The 16,883-nt window shown below is 69.9% G+C and carries 16 protein-coding genes; 8 read left to right on the top strand and 8 right to left on the bottom strand.

Annotated elements, in window-relative coordinates; translation table 11 throughout:
- The first annotated feature begins 31 nt into the window (after positions 1-31).
- From CACI_RS46700 to CACI_RS38870, 5 genes are all read left to right on the top strand, one after another.
- Entirely contained in the window at positions 32-4,756 is a 4,725-nt protein-coding gene (locus CACI_RS46700) for a sensor histidine kinase (protein ID WP_143765565.1), read from the top strand.
- Positions 4,757-4,777: 21 nt separating this feature from the next.
- On the top strand, positions 4,778-5,191 hold the full coding sequence (locus CACI_RS38855; RefSeq protein WP_041543529.1) for a roadblock/LC7 domain-containing protein: 414 nt from the start codon (positions 4,778-4,780) through the stop codon (positions 5,189-5,191).
- 58 nt (positions 5,192-5,249) lie between these two features.
- Positions 5,250-5,606 (top strand): DUF742 domain-containing protein, encoded by a 357-nt coding sequence (locus tag CACI_RS38860; protein ID WP_015796412.1) that lies wholly within the window; start codon positions 5,250-5,252, stop codon positions 5,604-5,606.
- Positions 5,607-5,621: 15 nt separating this feature from the next.
- Complete coding sequence (locus CACI_RS38865; protein ID WP_015796413.1) at positions 5,622-6,230, top strand: GTP-binding protein; 609 nt, start codon at positions 5,622-5,624, stop codon at positions 6,228-6,230.
- Positions 6,231-6,341: 111 nt separating this feature from the next.
- A complete protein-coding gene (locus CACI_RS38870; RefSeq protein WP_015796414.1) occupies positions 6,342-6,647 on the top strand; it encodes a hypothetical protein in 306 nt (101 codons plus the stop codon).
- On the opposite strand, the gene CACI_RS38875 is transcribed toward CACI_RS38870, so the two are convergent.
- Positions 6,625-7,326 (bottom strand): flavin reductase family protein, encoded by a 702-nt coding sequence (locus CACI_RS38875; protein WP_015796415.1) that lies wholly within the window; start codon positions 7,324-7,326, stop codon positions 6,625-6,627. The two genes, CACI_RS38870 and CACI_RS38875, sit on opposite strands and share 23 nt — an antisense overlap.
- A 51-nt stretch (positions 7,327-7,377) precedes the next feature.
- A complete protein-coding gene (locus CACI_RS38880) occupies positions 7,378-8,268 on the bottom strand; it encodes a LysR family transcriptional regulator (RefSeq protein ID WP_015796416.1) in 891 nt (296 codons plus the stop codon).
- A gap of 81 nt (positions 8,269-8,349) precedes the next feature.
- Here CACI_RS38880 and CACI_RS38885 point away from each other — a divergent pair, with 81 nt between their 5' ends.
- Both CACI_RS38885 and CACI_RS38890 read left to right on the top strand, forming a co-directional pair.
- A complete protein-coding gene (locus CACI_RS38885; RefSeq protein WP_015796417.1) occupies positions 8,350-8,754 on the top strand; it encodes a RidA family protein in 405 nt (134 codons plus the stop codon).
- A 95-nt stretch (positions 8,755-8,849) separates the two neighbouring features.
- Entirely contained in the window at positions 8,850-9,602 is a 753-nt protein-coding gene (locus tag CACI_RS38890; protein ID WP_015796418.1) for an alpha/beta fold hydrolase, read from the top strand.
- Here CACI_RS38890 and CACI_RS38895 read toward each other — a convergent pair.
- Positions 9,599-10,237, bottom strand: coding sequence for a TetR/AcrR family transcriptional regulator (locus tag CACI_RS38895; protein WP_015796419.1), 639 nt, complete (start codon positions 10,235-10,237; stop codon positions 9,599-9,601). The two genes, CACI_RS38890 and CACI_RS38895, sit on opposite strands and share 4 nt — an antisense overlap.
- A gap of 90 nt (positions 10,238-10,327) precedes the next feature.
- Here CACI_RS38895 and CACI_RS38900 point away from each other — a divergent pair, with 90 nt between their 5' ends.
- Complete coding sequence (locus tag CACI_RS38900; RefSeq protein ID WP_015796420.1) at positions 10,328-11,371, top strand: oxygenase MpaB family protein; 1,044 nt, start codon at positions 10,328-10,330, stop codon at positions 11,369-11,371.
- Here the strand turns inward: CACI_RS38900 and CACI_RS38905 are convergent.
- The 5 genes from CACI_RS38905 to rpsO all read right to left on the bottom strand — a co-directional run bounded on the left by CACI_RS38905 (position 11,337) and on the right by rpsO (position 16,755).
- On the bottom strand, positions 11,337-11,786 hold the full coding sequence (locus tag CACI_RS38905) for a tetratricopeptide repeat protein (RefSeq protein WP_015796421.1): 450 nt from the start codon (positions 11,784-11,786) through the stop codon (positions 11,337-11,339). The genes CACI_RS38900 and CACI_RS38905 overlap by 35 nt on opposite strands.
- Before the next feature lie 44 nt (positions 11,787-11,830).
- Positions 11,831-12,616 carry a 4-hydroxy-tetrahydrodipicolinate reductase gene (gene dapB, locus CACI_RS38910; protein WP_015796422.1) on the bottom strand — a complete coding sequence of 262 codons (786 nt, stop codon included), beginning with the start codon at positions 12,614-12,616 and terminating at the stop codon, positions 11,831-11,833.
- Complete coding sequence (locus CACI_RS38915; protein ID WP_015796423.1) at positions 12,613-13,932, bottom strand: M16 family metallopeptidase; 1,320 nt, start codon at positions 13,930-13,932, stop codon at positions 12,613-12,615. Before CACI_RS38915 ends, dapB begins: the two co-directional genes overlap by 4 nt.
- Positions 13,933-13,937: 5 nt before the next feature.
- Entirely contained in the window at positions 13,938-16,151 is a 2,214-nt protein-coding gene (locus CACI_RS38920; RefSeq protein ID WP_015796424.1) for a polyribonucleotide nucleotidyltransferase, read from the bottom strand.
- Between the two features lie 334 nt (positions 16,152-16,485).
- On the bottom strand, positions 16,486-16,755 hold the full coding sequence (gene rpsO, locus CACI_RS38925) for a 30S ribosomal protein S15 (protein ID WP_015796425.1): 270 nt from the start codon (positions 16,753-16,755) through the stop codon (positions 16,486-16,488).
- Positions 16,756-16,883 lie beyond the last annotated feature (128 nt).

A 16,883-nucleotide genomic window follows, 5' to 3' on the forward strand; every position in this document is an offset into this window, starting at 1 on the left:
AAAGCTGTGAGGGCCAGTGCAGACTCGACCCGTGTCCCCGCGCCGTCCGCCGGCTCCTTTCCCGGAGCGCGGTGTGGGCGGGCCGCCGCCCGGCGGATCCATATCCGACGCGGCCGCCGGCCGCACCGCGCCCGGAGAGCTTCCGCGCGGGGTTCGGGATGGCGTGCTGCCCGGACAGCGTCCAGTCCCCACGCCCCAGGAGAGCGAGGGCGGCGGCTCCCACCTGCCTCCGCCCCCGCCGCCGACGGGGCAGGCGAACCGCTTCGCCCCCCGCAACTGGCGCGTCCGGACCCGTCTGGTGGTCCTGGTCATCGTGCCGTTGGTGGCGACGATCTTCGGCGCCGCGGCCCGCATCGTGCAGCAGGTCGGCAACGTGAAGACCTACGACCACGCCACGACCATGGCCGCCGCGGCCAGCCCGCTGTCGACGCTGATCGACGCGCTGCAGGACGAGCGCGACATCAGCATCGAGATGATGGCGTTCCGCGTGCAGCAGAACACCGACAACTCCACGCTGACCAACCTGACCACCTCGATGGCCACGCAGCGCAAGATCACCGACCGCGCGACGGCCGAGATGCTGCCGGTGCTGAACAAGATCGACGGCTCCTACCCGGCGGACACCCTGTCCGCGATCGCCAACGCCAAGGCGAACATGACCGGCATCGAGGCTCTGCACACCGCGGTGGACGGCGCGTTCTCCTACCCGGTGAGCGTGTTCGACCAGTACGACAAGGTGCTGGACAGCCTGGACAACCTCTACGAGTTCGTCGCCGCCGACGCCGGGGACCAGCAGCTGATCAACGACGCCCGGTCGCTGGCGGACCTGGGCCGGATGACCGAGACGACCTCGCGCGAGCGCGGATTCCTCACCGTCCTGGCCGTCAGCTCCAACCCCAACCAGTCCCAGGACAACCTGGCCAAGTTGCAGGGCCTGATCTCGGACCTGGCCTCCACCCGCACCGAGTTCAAGACCATCGCCACCACGCAGATGCAGCAGACGCTGAGCGACACCGTGGACGTCGGCGAGTCCTACACCGGGGCGAACCAGTACCTGCAGACGATCGACGACAAGCTCGCCAACGGCGGCGCCAGCGATAACGGCGACCAGCTGGTCCCCGGCAGCGTCTACACGCAGTACAACTCGCTGCTCGACCGGTACAAGAAGGTCCGCGCCCAGCAGGCGGCCGCGCTGGTCAAGCGAGCCGACTCGCTGTCCAACAGCGCCCGCAACACCATGTACGTGAACATCGGCATCATCGTCGGCGTGCTGCTGGTGGTGTCCGTGGCCACCGCGCTGATCGCGCGATCCCTGGTGCGTCCGCTGCGAGTCCTGCAGAACACAGCCCTGGAGATCGCCGGCAACCGGCTGCCCGAGATGGTCCGCCGCCTGCGCGACGCCGACGGCAGCGAACCGATCGAACCGATCGCGCCGATCGCCTTGTCCAGCACCGACGAGGTGGGCCAGGTGGCCCGCGCGTTCGACGAGGTGCACCGCGAGGCGGTCCGGCTGGCGACCGAGCAGGCCATGCTGCGGAACAACGTCAACGCGATGTTCACCAACCTCTCGCGCCGCTCGCAGTCGCTGGTCCAGCGCCAGCTGCGGCTGATCGACGAGCTGGAGAACGCCGAGCAGGACCCCGACCAGCTCGCCTCGCTGTTCAAGCTGGACCACCTCGCGACCCGTATGCGCCGCAACGGTGAGAACCTGCTGGTCCTCGCCGGTGAGGAGCCCGGGCGCCGCTGGTCCCAGCCGGTCCCGCTGATCGACGTGTTGCGCGCCGCGGCCTCCGAGGTGGAGCAGTACGAGCGGGTCACCCTGCGCGACCTGCCGACCGTCGAGGTCGCCGGCCGCGCCGTGAACGACGTCGTCCACCTGGTCGCCGAGCTGCTGGAGAACGCGACCTCGTTCTCCGCCCCGGAGACCAAGGTCTCGGTCACCGGCAACCTGCTGAACACCGGCGGCGTGATGCTGGAGATCGAGGACTCCGGGATCGGCATGACCCCGGAGGAGCTGGACGACTCCAACGAGCGCCTGGCCAACCCGCCGGTCGTGGACGTCGCCATCTCCCGCCGCATGGGCCTGTTCGTGGTCGGCCGGCTGGCCACCCGGCACGGCATCCAGGTGCGGCTGCGCCGCTCGGCGACCGGCGGTATCACCGCGCTGGTGCTGGTCCCGGCCGCGCTGCTGGCGGGCAACCTGTCCGACGCCCCGGCTGTGGGCGGCAACCGTGCCGGCACCTTCGGCGACATCGCCGACACCGGCCAGCTGCCCCAGCTGACCTCCACCGGCCTGCCGCGGCGGCCCGGCGGCGCGGTGCGCGCCGAGCAGCGCGAGCTGCCCTCGCCCGAGGAGCCGCAGGGTCCGCCGAACCAGGCGCCGGCCTCGCTGCCGCCGTTCGGCGGCGAGCGGGTGCCGACGGCGAGCGCGAACGACGGAGACGGCTGGGAGGACGTGAGCGCGGCGGCACCGCCGTACCGCGGCACCGACGCCACCCCGCCGGGGCTGGCCGACCTGCTGGCCGAGACCGAGGCGATGTCGCAGGGCGTGACCCCGATGATCCGCGAGGGCGACCCGGGCGATCCGGGGAGCAGCGGCTCTCACGTGCGTCCCGACTTCGTGCTGCCGGAACCGGAACTCGACGGCCGGCTGGCCGAGGCCCTGGACGGGACCGCGACGTACGACTTCCGTCCGAACTCGGCACCCGCGCCGACCCCGCCGACCAACCCAGAGAACACCGGCCAGTTCCGCATCAGCGCCGGCAGCGACGACATGCGGCTGGACTTCCGGGTCGGCGAACCCGGCCCGGCCACGCCGCCCCCGCCGCCGCAGGCACCGCCCACTCGGCCGCCCCTGAACTTCTCCTCCAGCTTCGACGACCTGCTCCCGAACATCCCGGACATGGAGCACACCGGAGAGTTCGCGGCCTACCGCGAAACACGGGACGAGCGCGACGACCTGCTCCTGCCGCCGCCGAACCCGTACGCCGCGCCCGGCCAGAACCCGCAGGCGCCGTCCGCGGGCGGCTTCGGCAGCAACACCGAGCAGATGCCGGGCAGCGGTCTGAACAACGACCTCGGCGCCGAACTGGCCGCCGGCGACCCGTTCGCCGCGCCCGGCGAGGTCCGCATGACGCCCTTCGGCGGACATGTGGACAGCGGCTTCGGCGACAGGGCTCAGAACCCGCCGGCGCAGAACCCCGCGGCTCCGGCGCCGTACGGCGGCGGGCAGCAGCCCGGCGACACCTCCAACGGCCCGGCCTTCGAGGCTCCGCAGTTCGAGCCGCCGAGGTTCGAACCTCCGCAGTTCGAGGCTCCGCAGTTCCAGCCGCCGCAGTTCGAAGCCCCGCAGTTCGAGGCTCCCCAGTTCGAAGCGCCCCAGTTCGAGGCTCCGCAGTACGGCCAGAGCGCACCGACTGGCGACCCCATGGCGTCGGGCGGGTTCGGCGCTCCGTCCGGAACCGGCTACGGCAACGACGCGCCCTCCTTCGGGCGCCGCCCGATGGGCGAGCCGCTGTCCGGGCCCGGCTTCGACGCACCGCAGTACGGCGAGCAGCAAAGCGCCCCGATCGGTGACGGACCCGGCGACCCGATGGCGGGCCTGCGGAATCCGTTCACCGCGCCCGAGGCGCCGGCCGGCACCGGCTACGGCAACGACGCCCCGTCCTTCGGGCGCCGCCCGATGGGCGAGCCGCTGTCCGGACCGGGCTTCGACGCGCCGCAGTACGGCGAGCAGGCGCCCGCCGCCGACCTGTCCGGCTCCGGCTTCCAGACCCCGGCCGCCGAACCGCGGTACGGCACGCAGCCGCCGGCCGGCGACCCCTCCGGCTCCGGCTTCCACACCCCGCTCGGCGACACGATGGGCGGCGGGGGCTACCCGGCCCCGGCCGGCGAGCCGTTCGCCGCGCCGGAGCAGATGTCCGCCTCCGGCAACCACTTCACCGACTACACCGACCCGCTCACCGCCCCGATCGAGTCCATCCCGATGGACCCGGCGGCGCACACCACCTCGATCTTCAACGCGATCGAGTCCGAGTGGTTCCGGGTGCGGGCCGGCGAAGGCACCGCCGCTCCGCAGAACGCTCTGGAGGCCGGCGCGGTGCGCCCGGCCGAACCGGTCCGGCCGGCCGTGCCGGGACCGCGCTCAGAGCCCGCAGGAGACCCGCTGGCGGGCTCCGGCACCGGTTACGCGGCCCAGGGTCCGCAGACGCCCGCCGAGCCCGTCCAGCCCGTCCAGGCGGCCACCACCGCGTCCACCCCGGCTCCGCCGACCGCCCCCGAGGCCGGTCCGGCTGCCCCGACCCCGCCGGCCGCGCCGGCCGCCGACCCGTTCGGCGCCCCGGCCCGGCCCGCCGCACCGCACGAGGAACCCAAGGAGCCCATGACCGACGACCAGAGCTCCGCGGGCCAGACCTGGCACTCGCCGGGCGACGACGGCTGGAAGGCCGCCGAGGTGGTCAAGAAGCCGGTCGCGGCCGGCCTGACCCCCAAGGGGCTGCCCAAGCGCGTCCCGCGGTCCAACCTCGTGCCCGGCTCGGCGGACGGCACCGGCGCCGCGAAGGTGGCGCCCTCGCCGATCCCGGCGCGCTCGGCCGAGGCCGTGCGCTCCCGGCTGGCCAGCTTCCACAATGGGCTGCGCCAGGGCCGCGACGCCGCCGGGACCCCCGGCGAGGCGCAGCCCTCCGATCCCGCCAACCCCACCGCGTCCGACGGCCCGGCCGCCTTCGGTGCTCCTGAGCCAGGAAAGCAGGACTGAGCTACCGTGAACGACCCCAACCTGACCCAAGCCGCCAGGAATCTCAACTGGCTGATCACCAACTTCGTGGACCGCGTCCCGGGGGTCGCGCACACGGTGGTGGTCTCCTCCGACGGCCTGCTTCTGGCGGTGTCCGACGGATTCCCCCGCGACCGCGCCGACCAGCTGGCGGCCGTGGCCAGCGGCCTGTCGTCGCTGACCCAGGGCGCCGCGCGCATCTTCGAGGGCGGCGCGGTGACGCAGACCGTCGTGGAGATGGTCCGCGGCTTCCTGTTCGTGATGGCCATCTCCGATGGCTCCGCCTTGGCCGTACTCGCTTCCTCGGATTGCGACATGGGCCTGATCGGCTATGAAATGGCCCTGCTCGTCGAACGCGCCGGCGACGTCCTGACGCCGGCGCTGCGCGCCGAGCTCCAGTCGTCGCTGCCGCGCTGAGAGGACGCCCGGTGACCCCCCTTCCCCCTGCTGTGACGAGCGACAGGAGCACGCGGCCGTGAGCAGCGCGCACGATTCCTCGCCCCTCGTCCGCCCCTACGCGCTGACCCGGGGCCGCACACGGGCCCGTTACCAATTGCCCATCGAGGCGTTGGTATCCACGACGGACAACGGACGATCGCGCCTTCCCGGCCGGGAGCCGGAACACCAGCGCATCTGCGAGCTGTGCGTCGAGCTGAAGTCGGTCGCGGAGGTCGCGGCACTGATGCGGATGCCGCTGGGGGTGGTCAGGGTGCTGTTGGGCGACATGTCGGACGCCGGCCTGGTCACGATCCAGCAACCCGGTGAGACCGACTCCGGACAGCCCAACCTCGCGCTCCTCGAACGAGTCCTCATAGGACTCCGCAATCTGTAGAAAGGAGGCCGTGCAGTGAACTACTCCCCTTACGGAGAGGCGCCCGACCCGCAACCCGCGGTGGGCCCGACCACGTCGGTGAAGATCGTCGTCGCCGGCGGCTTCGGCGTCGGCAAGACCACCTTCGTCGGCGCGGTCTCGGAGATCGCCCCGCTGACCACCGAGGCCGTGATGACCGCGGCCTCCGAGGGCGTGGACGACCTCACGGTCGTGCCCGGCAAGGTGACCACCACGGTGGCCATGGACTTCGGGCGCGTGTCGCTGGACCGCGAGCTGATCCTGTACCTGTTCGGCACCCCGGGCCAGAACCGCTTCTGGTTCATGTGGGACGACCTGTGCCGCGGCGCCATCGGCGCGGTGGTGCTGGTGGACACCCGCCGGCTGGCGGACTGCTTCTCGGCGATCGACTACTTCGAGGACGCCGGCCTGCCGTACATCGTCGGCGTGAACTGTTTCGACGGCATGCTCACCCACGAGGTCGCCGACGTCCGCGAGGCGCTGTCGATCCCGCCGGACGTGCCGGTCGTCACGTGCGACGCCCGCAGCCGGGAGTCCACCAAGCTGACCCTGATCCGCCTGGTGGAGCACGCCATGTCACGCTTCGCAGCGGCGGCGGCATCCTAGGTAGGCGACGATCGCGTAACGCCGAGGGCGGCACCGGATCTCCGGTGCCGCCCTCGTGTTTATGCTCCTTGGGAGTTGTATCCGACATTGTCCGAATAAAGCAGGTTGCAGATGTCCGGAACGATAGCCCTCACCCGCCGCAGCGGTTTCCAGCTGCGCCCGCGGCCCTACCGGGTCTGGATCGACGGCGTCGCGGTCGGCCGCCTCCCCCAGAACGGCGCGGCCGAGTTCGCGGTGGACTCCGGCGTGCACCTGGTCGAGCTCTCCCTGGACGGCATGTACTCCAAGAAGGTCTCGGTGGAGGTCCGCGAGGGCGGGACCCGGCGGCTGCACTGCGGCGCGCACGGCCCGCTGGCCTTCAGCGCGTTCGGGCTGCTGCTCCCGGGCCTGGCTATCAGGCTGACGCTGACCCACTGAGCGCGGGCTCCGGCTCGCTGAGTGCGGGCTCGGCGGCACTGTCCGTCACCGGTAGTTTCCGCAGCGTGTGCGGCATGCTCCAGCCGGCCGCCAACCGCGAAGTGTGCACCGGCTGCCCGCCGCCGAAGAACTCGCAGAACTTCATGATCAGCGGGTCCCACGCCTCCGGGTCGATGTAGTGCGTCCCCGGGATGACCAGCTCCTCCTCGACATGCGTGCGGAGCACTTCGACCTCGAAGGCGCTCAAGCCGCCCTCGTCCCCGACCGGATGCACGGCGGTGAGCCGGCACTCCATCTGGATCGGGCACTCCAGGATCCGAGGCGGGGAAACGATCTCAGAGGGCTGCTCGGTGAGCCCGGCCAACCCGAACTTGTCCCGCTCGGTCCGGTAGCCCTGCTCGAGGCGGTAGGGCGAGATCTCTTTGCGCGCCGTGGTCATCGCGATGCGGTCGACGTACTCGACCATCGCCGAGGACGGCAGGTTCAGGACGCACTCGCCCTCGCGGGCGATGTTGGCGGAGGTCTGCGAGGAGTTCCCCAACCCCAGCATGGCGCTTCCGTTGAGCCACCAGGCCGAGGACATCGGGGCAATGTTGGGGGTGCCGTCCTCGTTGCGGGTCGTGATCAGGACGACAGGGGTGCCGAAGTACAGGACTTTGATGCCGGGAACGGTGTGCATGGATCAATCGTCCGCCGCCCGCGACCTCCGCACCGGCGGGTTCCGGACCTGTCACCGATCAAGCGCCGCCGGGGCCAGCAGCTCCAAAAATGCCGTGACCGCCGCGCTGTCCGCGACCCCCTCGGGCGTCGCGGCGAAGACCGACCGCGGCGCGACCTCGCTCTGATCCAGCGCCACCACGACCACGTCCGGCCGCACCGCCGCGGCCGCCAGCGCCGGGACCAGGGTGACGCCGAGCCCGGCCGCCACGAACCCCTGCTTCGCGGACCATTCCAAGACCACATAAGGGATTCGCGGTTGGAACTCCCCGTCCAGCACTCCGGCGATCAGCGTGTCCTGCGAGCGCGGCTGGCCGGCGATCCAGTTCTCGCCCTCGAGGTCGGCCAAGGACAGCAGGTCCCGGTCGGCGAGGCGGTGGTCGAGCGGCAGAGCCACCGACAACGGATCGTCCATCAACTTCCGCAGACGCACTCCCTCGAAGGCGGGCTCGGGGTGTGCCGTCCCGATGACCGCGAGGTCCAGGTCGCCCTCGCGGACGTCCACAACCAGCCCGCGGGTCAGTCCTTCGACATGGCTGACGGCCACGGCCGGATGCGCTCGCCGGAACGCCGCGACGGCGCGCGGGATCAGGGCCATGTCGGCGGTCGGGATCGCACCGACTCTGAGGCCACCGCCGCCTAGTGTCCCGACGGCCCGTACATCGGCCACAGCGGCCCGCAGACGGCCTAAGACGGCCGTCGCGTGCGGCACCATGGCTCGGCCTTCCTCCGTCAGCCGTACGCCCCGTGGGAGCCGGTCGAACAACGGCACGCCGACCGACGACTCCAGCGCGGCTATCTGACGCGATATCGCCGACTGCGTATAGCCGAGCGAACCAGCCGCCGCGGTGAACGACTCGCGCCGCGCGACCTCCAGGAAGACTTCGAGCAACGCGGTGTCCATGACGAGCCATGCTAGCTCCGCATGGATTCGATGCTGACAATTCGCTTCTGGTATCCCGCCTCGTGGACATAGCTTCGGCGCATGACCGCTTTCACTCTCGACAACCCCGCTGGCGTCCCCAGCTCGCCGCACAAAGCCTTCTCCAACGTCGCCGTGATCCCGCTCGGCGAGCGCACGCTGCTGATGCTGGCCGGGCAGGTGGCGTGGGACGACGACCACCGGATCGTCGGCGGGGATGATCTGCGCGCGCAGACCCGCCGTGTCATGGACCTGATCGGCCAGGTGCTGGCGGCACACGGCGCGACGTTCGCGGACGTCGTCAACCTCCGTACGTTCCTGACCGACATCTCCCGCATCCGCGAGTACGGCGAAGTACGCAGCGAGTACTTCCCGGGCCTGCCCGCACCGACCAGCACCACGGTCGAGGTCTCAGCACTGTTCATGCCGGACGCGCTGATCGAAGTCGAGGCGACCGCCGTCCTCTGACACCGGACCCATTCCCCGATCCGGTCCCTCGATCCGATACCAGATCGACGCCGTTTTCTCAGGTCAGCGGCCCGCAACAGGCCTATCCTGGCGAGGTGCCATCGGTTCGAGTCGGCGACATCGACGTCTACTACGAGATCCACGGCGAGGGCCCGCCCCTGGTGTTCATCGGCGGCCTCGGTGTGGACCTGACCGTTTTCGCGCCCCTCACCGACCTGCTGGCGCGCAGCTTTCGCGTCCTGACTTTCGACAACCGCGGCGCGGGTCGCACGGACAAGCCGGACGCCCCGTATTCGATCCCGATGATGGCTGGCGACACGGTCGGCCTGATGGACGCCCTCGGCCTCCCCCGGGCGCACATGGTCGGGATCTCGATGGGCGGACGGATCGCGATGGAACTCGCCGCCGAACATCCCTCCCGCGTCGACCGCCTGGTCCTGATCTCCACGGCGGCGACCGGGACCGGCCGACTGCGGATGTCGCTGCCGGCCCGCGTTCTGGGGCTCGCGAAGCGCCTGCACATTCTGCGCGGAGCAGGAGAGACCCAGCGGCAACCGCACTTCGCGCACCAGCATCAACTGGCCGCCAGTGCCGCCTACGACGGTGCCGAACGCTTGGCTGACATCCAGGCGCCCACCCTGATCCTGCATGGAAAGCGCGACCGCAGCATCAAGCCGGCTGCCGCGCTCGCCACCCGCGTCGGCATCCGCGACTCGGAGATCGATTTCTTCCGCGGCGGCCACATGTTCTCCCTGCTGGCGCAGCGGGAGGCGGTCGTGGCGCGGACCGAGGACTTCTTGCAGGACTGGCGCGGGCAGCGCTGGCCGACGAGCCTGCCGCAGATTTAGCGAACCAGTCCCACGGCAGCCCGCAAACCCTTCACGAACCGGGCCGGTTCGTACTTCTCCGGATCGGTCAACACCAGCCGCGCGGCCATCTCCGCGAGCGTCACAACGGTGTGCGCGATCAGTTCGGGATCGAGGTCGGGCGGGGCGTCGAAAGTCCGCGTGATCCAGCGGCCCAGTTCCTCTGCGGATGCCAGCACCAGAGCCCGAGTCTCCTCACGCGCGGCGTTGAACTGCGCGGGCATGTCCGCCATCGGCACCACGATGCAGGACCAGCGCTCGGGCGCGTTCCGGACCGCGGCCAGGAAGCCGTCGAGAGCATCGGCCAGGACATCAGCGGGATGCGCTCCGGCGTTCAACCCTTTGCGCAGTGTCGGCAGCAGCTCCACCAGCTGTTCCAGTGCTGCGGCCTGCTCACGACGCAGCAAGTCCCCTAGCAGCGCCTCACGGTTCGGGAACACCCCGTAGACCACGGGCTTGGTGACGCCGGCAGCCGCCGCCACCGCTTCCATCGTCACCGCGGCGTGGCCCTCCCGGACCACGATGCGCAGCGCGGCGTCCAGCACATCGCTGCGACGCTGCTCGATCGGCACCCGCGGCGCGTACTCGCGGCGCCGCCGCCCGTTCTCCGCCGCCACACCCTGCCCCTTTACAAAGCTACGTCCGCGTAGCATATTGCTACGCGCCGGTAGTAATTCCCGGCGTCCACTGTAGAGGAGGCACGCACGATGCCCCACCCCAGCGCCGAGGACGTTCCCGTCTCCCCCGAGCGGGGACCGCTGCGCAGCCTCGACAACGGCTTCTTCGGCCCGGACTCGGTGAGCTGGAAGGTCTGGACATCGCCAACCTCGCTGATCGGGTTCCAGCGCGCCGTAGTGCTCGAGCACTTCGATCCCCCTCTGGCCGCGGCCGTCGCCGACAGCGGCGGGATCTACCAAGACCCGCACGGGCGCCTCGACCAGACCCTCGCCTACTTCCTCACCGTCGCGGTCGGCGACAGCCGTACTGTGATTCAGGCAGCCGAATTCCTTATGCGCATCCACGCTAAGGCGACTGGCGTAGAGCCCATTACCGGGAAACGCTATAGCGCCAACAACCCGGAGTCCCAGCTGTGGATTCACCTAACGGGGTGGCACAGTGTCCTGAAGTGTTACGAGCTCTATGGACCCGGGCGCTTGTCCAAGGCTGATGAGGACCGCTACTGGGCCGAGTGCCGCGTCGCCGCTGAGCTTCAGACCTGCGATCCCGCAGACGTCCCGCGCAATCGCGAAGAGGTCAAGGCGTACTTCGAGAAAGTACGTCCTCAGCTGTGTTCCTCAGAGCGTGCGTATCGCGGGATGCACTACCTGCTCTACCCGCCGTTGAAGAAGGTGGGGTTCCGGATCTGGGCCGCGTCTCGTTTCACCGCTGTCCTGAGTATCCATTCACTGCCCATGTGGATGCGCCGCACAGGCGGATTCCACCAGTGGCGGCTTATAGATTTCGGCATCCGTCTCGCGCAGCCGTTCATCCGTATGGGCACCCGCATCGCGAAGATGCCGCGCGTCGGCATTCCAGTGATCACTCCGGTCGCGCCGGTCACCGGCAGGGTGCTGCGGCAGCACTATCGCTCTGCGGCGCCTGAGGATTCCGCGGTGGTCACACCGTCTCGCGGAAGGGAGCTGCACGGGACGATGGGATCGCGGCGCACGACTACGGACGCGAACGCGAACGCGAACGCGGAACAGCTGACCGCGGTCAGCCCTGCTCCTGCAACCGGTCCAGCTCGATAGCCTTCCGCAGCGCCTTGCGCGCCCGAGACCGATCGCGCGCGTCGTTGTAGGCCAGCGAAAGCCGGTACCAGCCGCGCCAGTTCTCCGGATCGGCTTCGACCTCGGCCTTGCGCTTCTCGAAGATATCGTCGGCGGCCTTCAGATCCGGCCTGCCGGAGGGCCGCCGCGGGATCTCCTCGGTCGGCCAGAGCCCTTCGGACTCCAGCCGGGTCCCGAGGCGCGAAGAGGCGTTGCCCATCCGCACCTCGGTAACCACGAACCAGACACCCACGACCGGCAGCATCAGCACGCCGATCCCGAACAGCACCAGCACCGGCTCGCCGGTCGCCATCAGCCACACCCCGCGCTGGACGGCCAGCAGCAGGTAGAAGCACAGGATGACGACCAGGATCAGGGCCGTGGTGCGGTTGCGCATGAGCTTGAGTGCCTATCGGGGTTTTCGCAGTGCTCTATGACGTACTAAATATCCAGCAACGCGTCCAGGCCGACGGTCAGGCCGGCCGGCAGCGTACCGGTCTTCTTGCAGGCCAGCACCACGCCGGGCATGAACGAGGCGCGGTCCAGCGAGTCGTGCCGGATGGTCAGGGTCTCCCCGACGGTGCCGAGCAGGACTTCTTGGTGGGCGATCAGGCCGCGCAGCCGGACCGAGTGCACCGGGATGCTCTCGACTGCCGCTCCGCGGGCACCGTCCAGGCCGGGGCCACCTTGAGAGGGACTCAGCGTGGCGTCCGGCATCGGCGCGCTGCCCGCGGCGGCCCGAGCCTCGGCGACCAGCTCCGCGGTACGGGTCGCGGTGCCCGAGGGCGCGTCGACCTTGTCCGGGTGGTGCAGCTCGATGATCTCCACGCTCTCGAAGTACGGCGCCGCGTTCGCCGCGAACTTCATCATCAGCACCGCGCCGATGGAGAAGTTCGGGGCGACCAGGACCCGGACCTCGGTGCCGTGCAGCAGCGCGCGGACCTGGTCCTGCCGGGCCTCGTCGAAGCCGGAGGTGCCGACCACCACGTTGATCCCGTTGCGCGCGCAGAACTCGATGTTCTGCATGGTGGCGCCGGGATGGGTGAAGTCGACCGCGACCTCGGCGCCGGCCTCGACCGCGCGCTGCGGGTCGTCGTCGACGTCGATCTGCGCGACCAGGTCCAGGCCCGGCGCGTCCAGCACGGCGCGGCAGACGGCCTGCCCCATCCGGCCGGCCGCCCCGAACACCGCGACCTTCACGACGCCTTGTCCCAGAGCGGCTGTCATGCCAGGGCTCCTTCGAACGATGAAGCGTCCTCGTAGTCGCCGATGACCGCGATCGCCTGGGGCTGCCGCAGGAACTCCTCGGCGACCGCCTTGACGTCCTCGAGCGTCACCGACTCCACCCGCGCCAGCAGCTCTTCGATGGTGAGGTGCTCGCCGTAGACGAGTTCGTTCTTGCCGATGCGCGTCATCTGCGAGCCGGTGTCCTCCAGGGAGAGCACCGTGGAGCCGCGCACCTGGCCGATGCCGCGGCGCAGCTCCTCCTCGGTGACACCGCCGTCGGCGATCTTGGCGACCTCGTCGCGGCAGATCTTCAGCACCTCGGTGAAGTTCTCCGGCTGGCAGCCGGCGTAGACGCCGAACGTGCCGCAGTCGGCGTGGTGCGAGGAGAAGCTGTAGACCGAGTACGCCAGGCCGCGCTTCTCGCGGACCTCCTGGAACAGCCGCGAGGACATGCCGCCGCCGAGGATCGTGGACAGGATGCCCAGCGGGTAGCGGCGGCGGTCGTTGCGCGCGACGCCCGGCACGCCGAGCACGACGTGCGTCTGCTCGGTCTGCTTGGACACCAGGCGGAGCCCGGAGTGCGCGACGCCGCAGTCGCCGCCGATGCGCGGGACGACCGGCTGGCGGTCGGCGTCCCGGACTCCGCGGGCCTGCGCGAACGCCGCGTCGACCAGGGCCACCACCACGTCGTGGTCGAGGTTGCCGGCCGCGGAGACCACCAGGTGGTCGTCGGTGTAGTGGGAGTGGTAGTACTCGGCGATCGCGTCCCGGGTCAGGGCGTTGACCGACTCCGCCGAGCCCAGGATCGGCCGGCCGAGCGGGGAGTCGCCGAGCAGGGCGTAGGCGAACTCGTCGTGGATCTGGTCGGCCGGCTCGTCCTCGGTCATCGCCATCTCCTCGAGGATGACGTTGCGCTCGGAGGCGACGTCCTCGGGGCGGATGAGCGCGGAGGTGACCAGGTCGCAGATCACGTCGATGGCCAGCGGCAGGTCGGTGTCGAGCACGCGCGCGTAGTAGCACGTGTACTCCTTGGCGGTGAAGGCGTTCATCTCGCCGCCCACCGCGTCCAGCGCCGCGGAGATCTCCAGCGCCGAGCGCTTCGCGGTGCCCTTGAAGAGCAGGTGCTCCAGATAGTGGGTGGCACCGGACTCCTCGGCGTGCTCGTCGCGCGAGCCGATGCCGGTCCAGATGCCGAAGGTGACGGAGCGAACGGAGGGCATGGTCTCGGTGACCACGCGCAAACCGCCGGGCAGAACGGTACGGCGCACAGTGCCGCTGCCGTTCTGCCCGGCGATCAGGGTCTCAGCCGGGTTCAAGAGGGTTACTCCGCCTTGGCCTCGGCCGGCTTGCTCTCCTCGTCGGGCAGCACGGGGATCAGCGAGAGCTTGCCGCGGGAGTCGATCTCGGCGATCTCCACCTGCAGCTTGTCCCCGACCTTCACCACGTCCTCGACGTTCTCCACCCGCTTGCCGCCGGCCAGCTTCTTGAGCTGGGAGACGTGCAGCAGGCCGTCGCGGCCCGGCATCAGCGAGACGAACGCGCCGAAGGTCGTGGTCTTCACCACGGTGCCCAGGTAGCGCTCGCCGACCTCCGGCATCGTGGGGTTGGCGATCTGGTTGATCGTCACGCGCGCGGCCTCGGCCGCGGCCCCGTTGGAGGCGCCGATGTAGATGGTGCCGTCGTCCTCGATGGTGATCTCGGCGCCGGTGTCCTCCTGGATCTGGTTGATCATCTTGCCCTTCGGGCCGATGACCTCGCCGATCTTGTCCACCGGGATCTTCACCGAGATGATGCGCGGCGCGAACTCGGACATCTCGTCCGGGACGTCGATGGCTTCCATCATGACGTCCAGGATGTGCAGACGCGCGTCCTTGGCCTGCTTCAGGGCGGCGGCCAGGACCGAGGCCGGGATGCCGTCCAGCTTGGTGTCCAGCTGCAGCGCGGTGACGAACTCCTTGGTGCCGGCGACCTTGAAGTCCATGTCGCCGAAGGCGTCCTCGGCGCCGAGGATGTCGGTCAGCGCGACGTACTCGGTCTTGCCGTCGATCTCCGCGGAGACCAGGCCCATCGCGATACCGGCGACCGGGGCCTTCAGCGGCACACCGGCGTTCAGCAGGGACATGGTCGAGGCGCAGACCGAGCCCATCGAGGTGGAGCCGTTGCTGCTGAGAGCCTCGGACACCTGGCGGATCGCGTAGGGGAACTCCTCGCGGGTCGGCAGGACCGGCACCAGCGCGCGCTCGGCGAGGGCGCCGTGGCCGATCTCGCGGCGCTTGGGCGAACCCACGCGGCCGGTCTCGCCGGTGGAGTACGGCGGGAAGTTGTAGTTGTGCATGTAGCGCTTGCGCGTCTCGGGGTTCAGCGTGTCCAGCTGCTGCTCCATCCGGAGCATGTTCAGCGTGGTGATGCCCAGGATCTGGGTCTCGCCGCGCTCGAACAGCGCCGAGCCGTGCACGCGGGGCACGACCTCGACCTCGGCGGACAGCGGGCGGATGTCGCGCACGCCGCGGCCGTCGATGCGGACCTGGTCGCGGATGATGCGCTCGCGGACCAGCTTCTTGGTCAGGGCGCGGAACGCCCCGCCGATCTCCTTCTCGCGACCCTCGAACTGCTGCGCGAGCTTCTCCACGACCAGCGCCTTGACGCGGTCCAGCTCCTCCTCGCGCTCGTGCTTGCCGGCGATGGTCAGCGCGTTGGACAGCTCGTTCTTGGCCGTGGCGCTCACCGCCTCCAGCACGTCGTCCTGGTAGTCCAGGAAGCGCGGGAACTCGGCGGTGGCCTTGGCGGCCTGCGAGGCCAGCTCCTGCTGGGCCACGCACAGCGCCTTGATGAAGGGCTTGGCGGCCTCCAGGCCGTCGGCGACGACTTCCTCGGTCGGGGCGGTGGAACCGCCGGCGACCAGGGACACCGTCTGGCTGGTGGCCTCGGCCTCGACCATCATGATCGCGACGTCGCCGTCCTCCAGCGTCCGGCCGGCCACGACCATGTCGAACACGGCGTCGGCGAGCTCGGTGTGGGTCGGGAAGGCCACCCAGCGGTCCTGGATCAGCGCGACGCGCACGCCGCCGATGGGACCGGAGAAGGGCAGGCCGGCCAGCTGCGTGGAGGCCGAGGCGGCGTTGATCGCCACGACGTCGTACAGGTGGTCCGGGTTCAGCGCCATGATCGTGGCCACGACCTGCACCTCGTTGCGCAGGCCCTTGGCGAAGGACGGACGCAGCGGCCGGTCGATGAGCCGGCAGGTGAGGATCGCGTCCTCACTCGGACGGCCCTCGCGCCGGAAGAAGGAGCCGGGGATACGGCCCACGGCGTACATGCGCTCCTCGACATCGACCGTCAACGGGAAGAAGTCGAGAGAGTCCTTGGGGGACTTCGAGGCGGTGGTCGCCGAAAGGACCATCGTCTCCTCGTCCAGGTAGGCCACGACGGAGCCGGCGGCCTGACGGGCCAGACGGCCTGTCTCGAAGCGCACGGTGCGCTGGCCGAACGGGCCGTTGTCGATCACGGCCTCGGTGGTGAAAACACCCTCCGACAAGAGATACTCCTCAATTCGAATGCGGCGGACTGAAGAGGACGCGTTGTGTCGTGGGCCCACGCCGCCGTGTGGCGGCCCGGTCTTCGATCGAAGCCCCCGGGCGGATACCGTCCCGAGGGCCACTACCGAAGATCGGCGCCCAACCGGCCACTTCGACGCGAGCCACGTCGCGCAGTGCCTCTTCAGTTCCCTAAAACGTATGGAACTTTTCCGGTACCCACTCTAACCGCAAAAAGTCCCCGGCTCGGCCCGGCCCAGCACCCACCGGGTACGCAACAGGAGCGGTCCGTGACGAACGGACCGCTCCTGCTCACAGTACGAACAACCACCGAACCTACCGGCGCAGCCCCAGCTTCTCGATCAGCGCGCGGTACCGCACGATGTCGGTCTTCTGCAGGTACCCCTGCAGCCGCCGCCGCTGACCGACCAGCAGCAGCAGCCCGCGCCGGCTGTGGTGGTCGTGCTTGTGGAACTTCAGGTGCTCGGTGAGCTCGTTGATCCGGTACGTGAGCAGCGCGATCTGCACCTCCGGAGAACCGGTGTCACTCGGCCCCGTCCCGTAGTCATCAACGATCTTCTTCTTGGTAGCAGCGTCCAGAGACACCCGTCACTCCTCGTAAGATTGTGGTCGCTGAGCGCCCCCGGTCGTCTCCACGGAGGCCACACAACTCGCGGCCGACCACCAACGGTACCACCCCCACCCCACCCGACCGCCACCAGCCACACCAGCAC

This window comes from Catenulispora acidiphila DSM 44928, from assembly GCF_000024025.1.
Lineage (GTDB): Bacteria > Actinomycetota > Actinomycetes > Streptomycetales > Catenulisporaceae > Catenulispora > Catenulispora acidiphila.

Excerpts from the sequence above, each read along its gene's own strand:
- CACI_RS38885 (WP_015796417.1), top strand. The coding sequence starts at position 8,350 with ATGACCGCTTTCACTCTCGACAACCCCGCTGGCGTCCCCAGCTCGCCG.
- CACI_RS38900 (WP_015796420.1), top strand. The coding sequence starts at position 10,328 with ATGCCCCACCCCAGCGCCGAGGACGTTCCCGTCTCCCCCGAGCGGGGA.
- CACI_RS38905 (WP_015796421.1), bottom strand. The coding sequence starts at position 11,786 with ATGCGCAACCGCACCACGGCCCTGATCCTGGTCGTCATCCTGTGCTTC.
- CACI_RS38870 (WP_015796414.1), top strand. The coding sequence starts at position 6,342 with ATGTCCGGAACGATAGCCCTCACCCGCCGCAGCGGTTTCCAGCTGCGC.
- CACI_RS38875 (WP_015796415.1), bottom strand. The coding sequence starts at position 7,326 with ATGCACACCGTTCCCGGCATCAAAGTCCTGTACTTCGGCACCCCTGTC.
- CACI_RS38880 (WP_015796416.1), bottom strand. The coding sequence starts at position 8,268 with ATGGACACCGCGTTGCTCGAAGTCTTCCTGGAGGTCGCGCGGCGCGAG.
- dapB (WP_015796422.1), bottom strand. The coding sequence starts at position 12,616 with ATGACAGCCGCTCTGGGACAAGGCGTCGTGAAGGTCGCGGTGTTCGGG.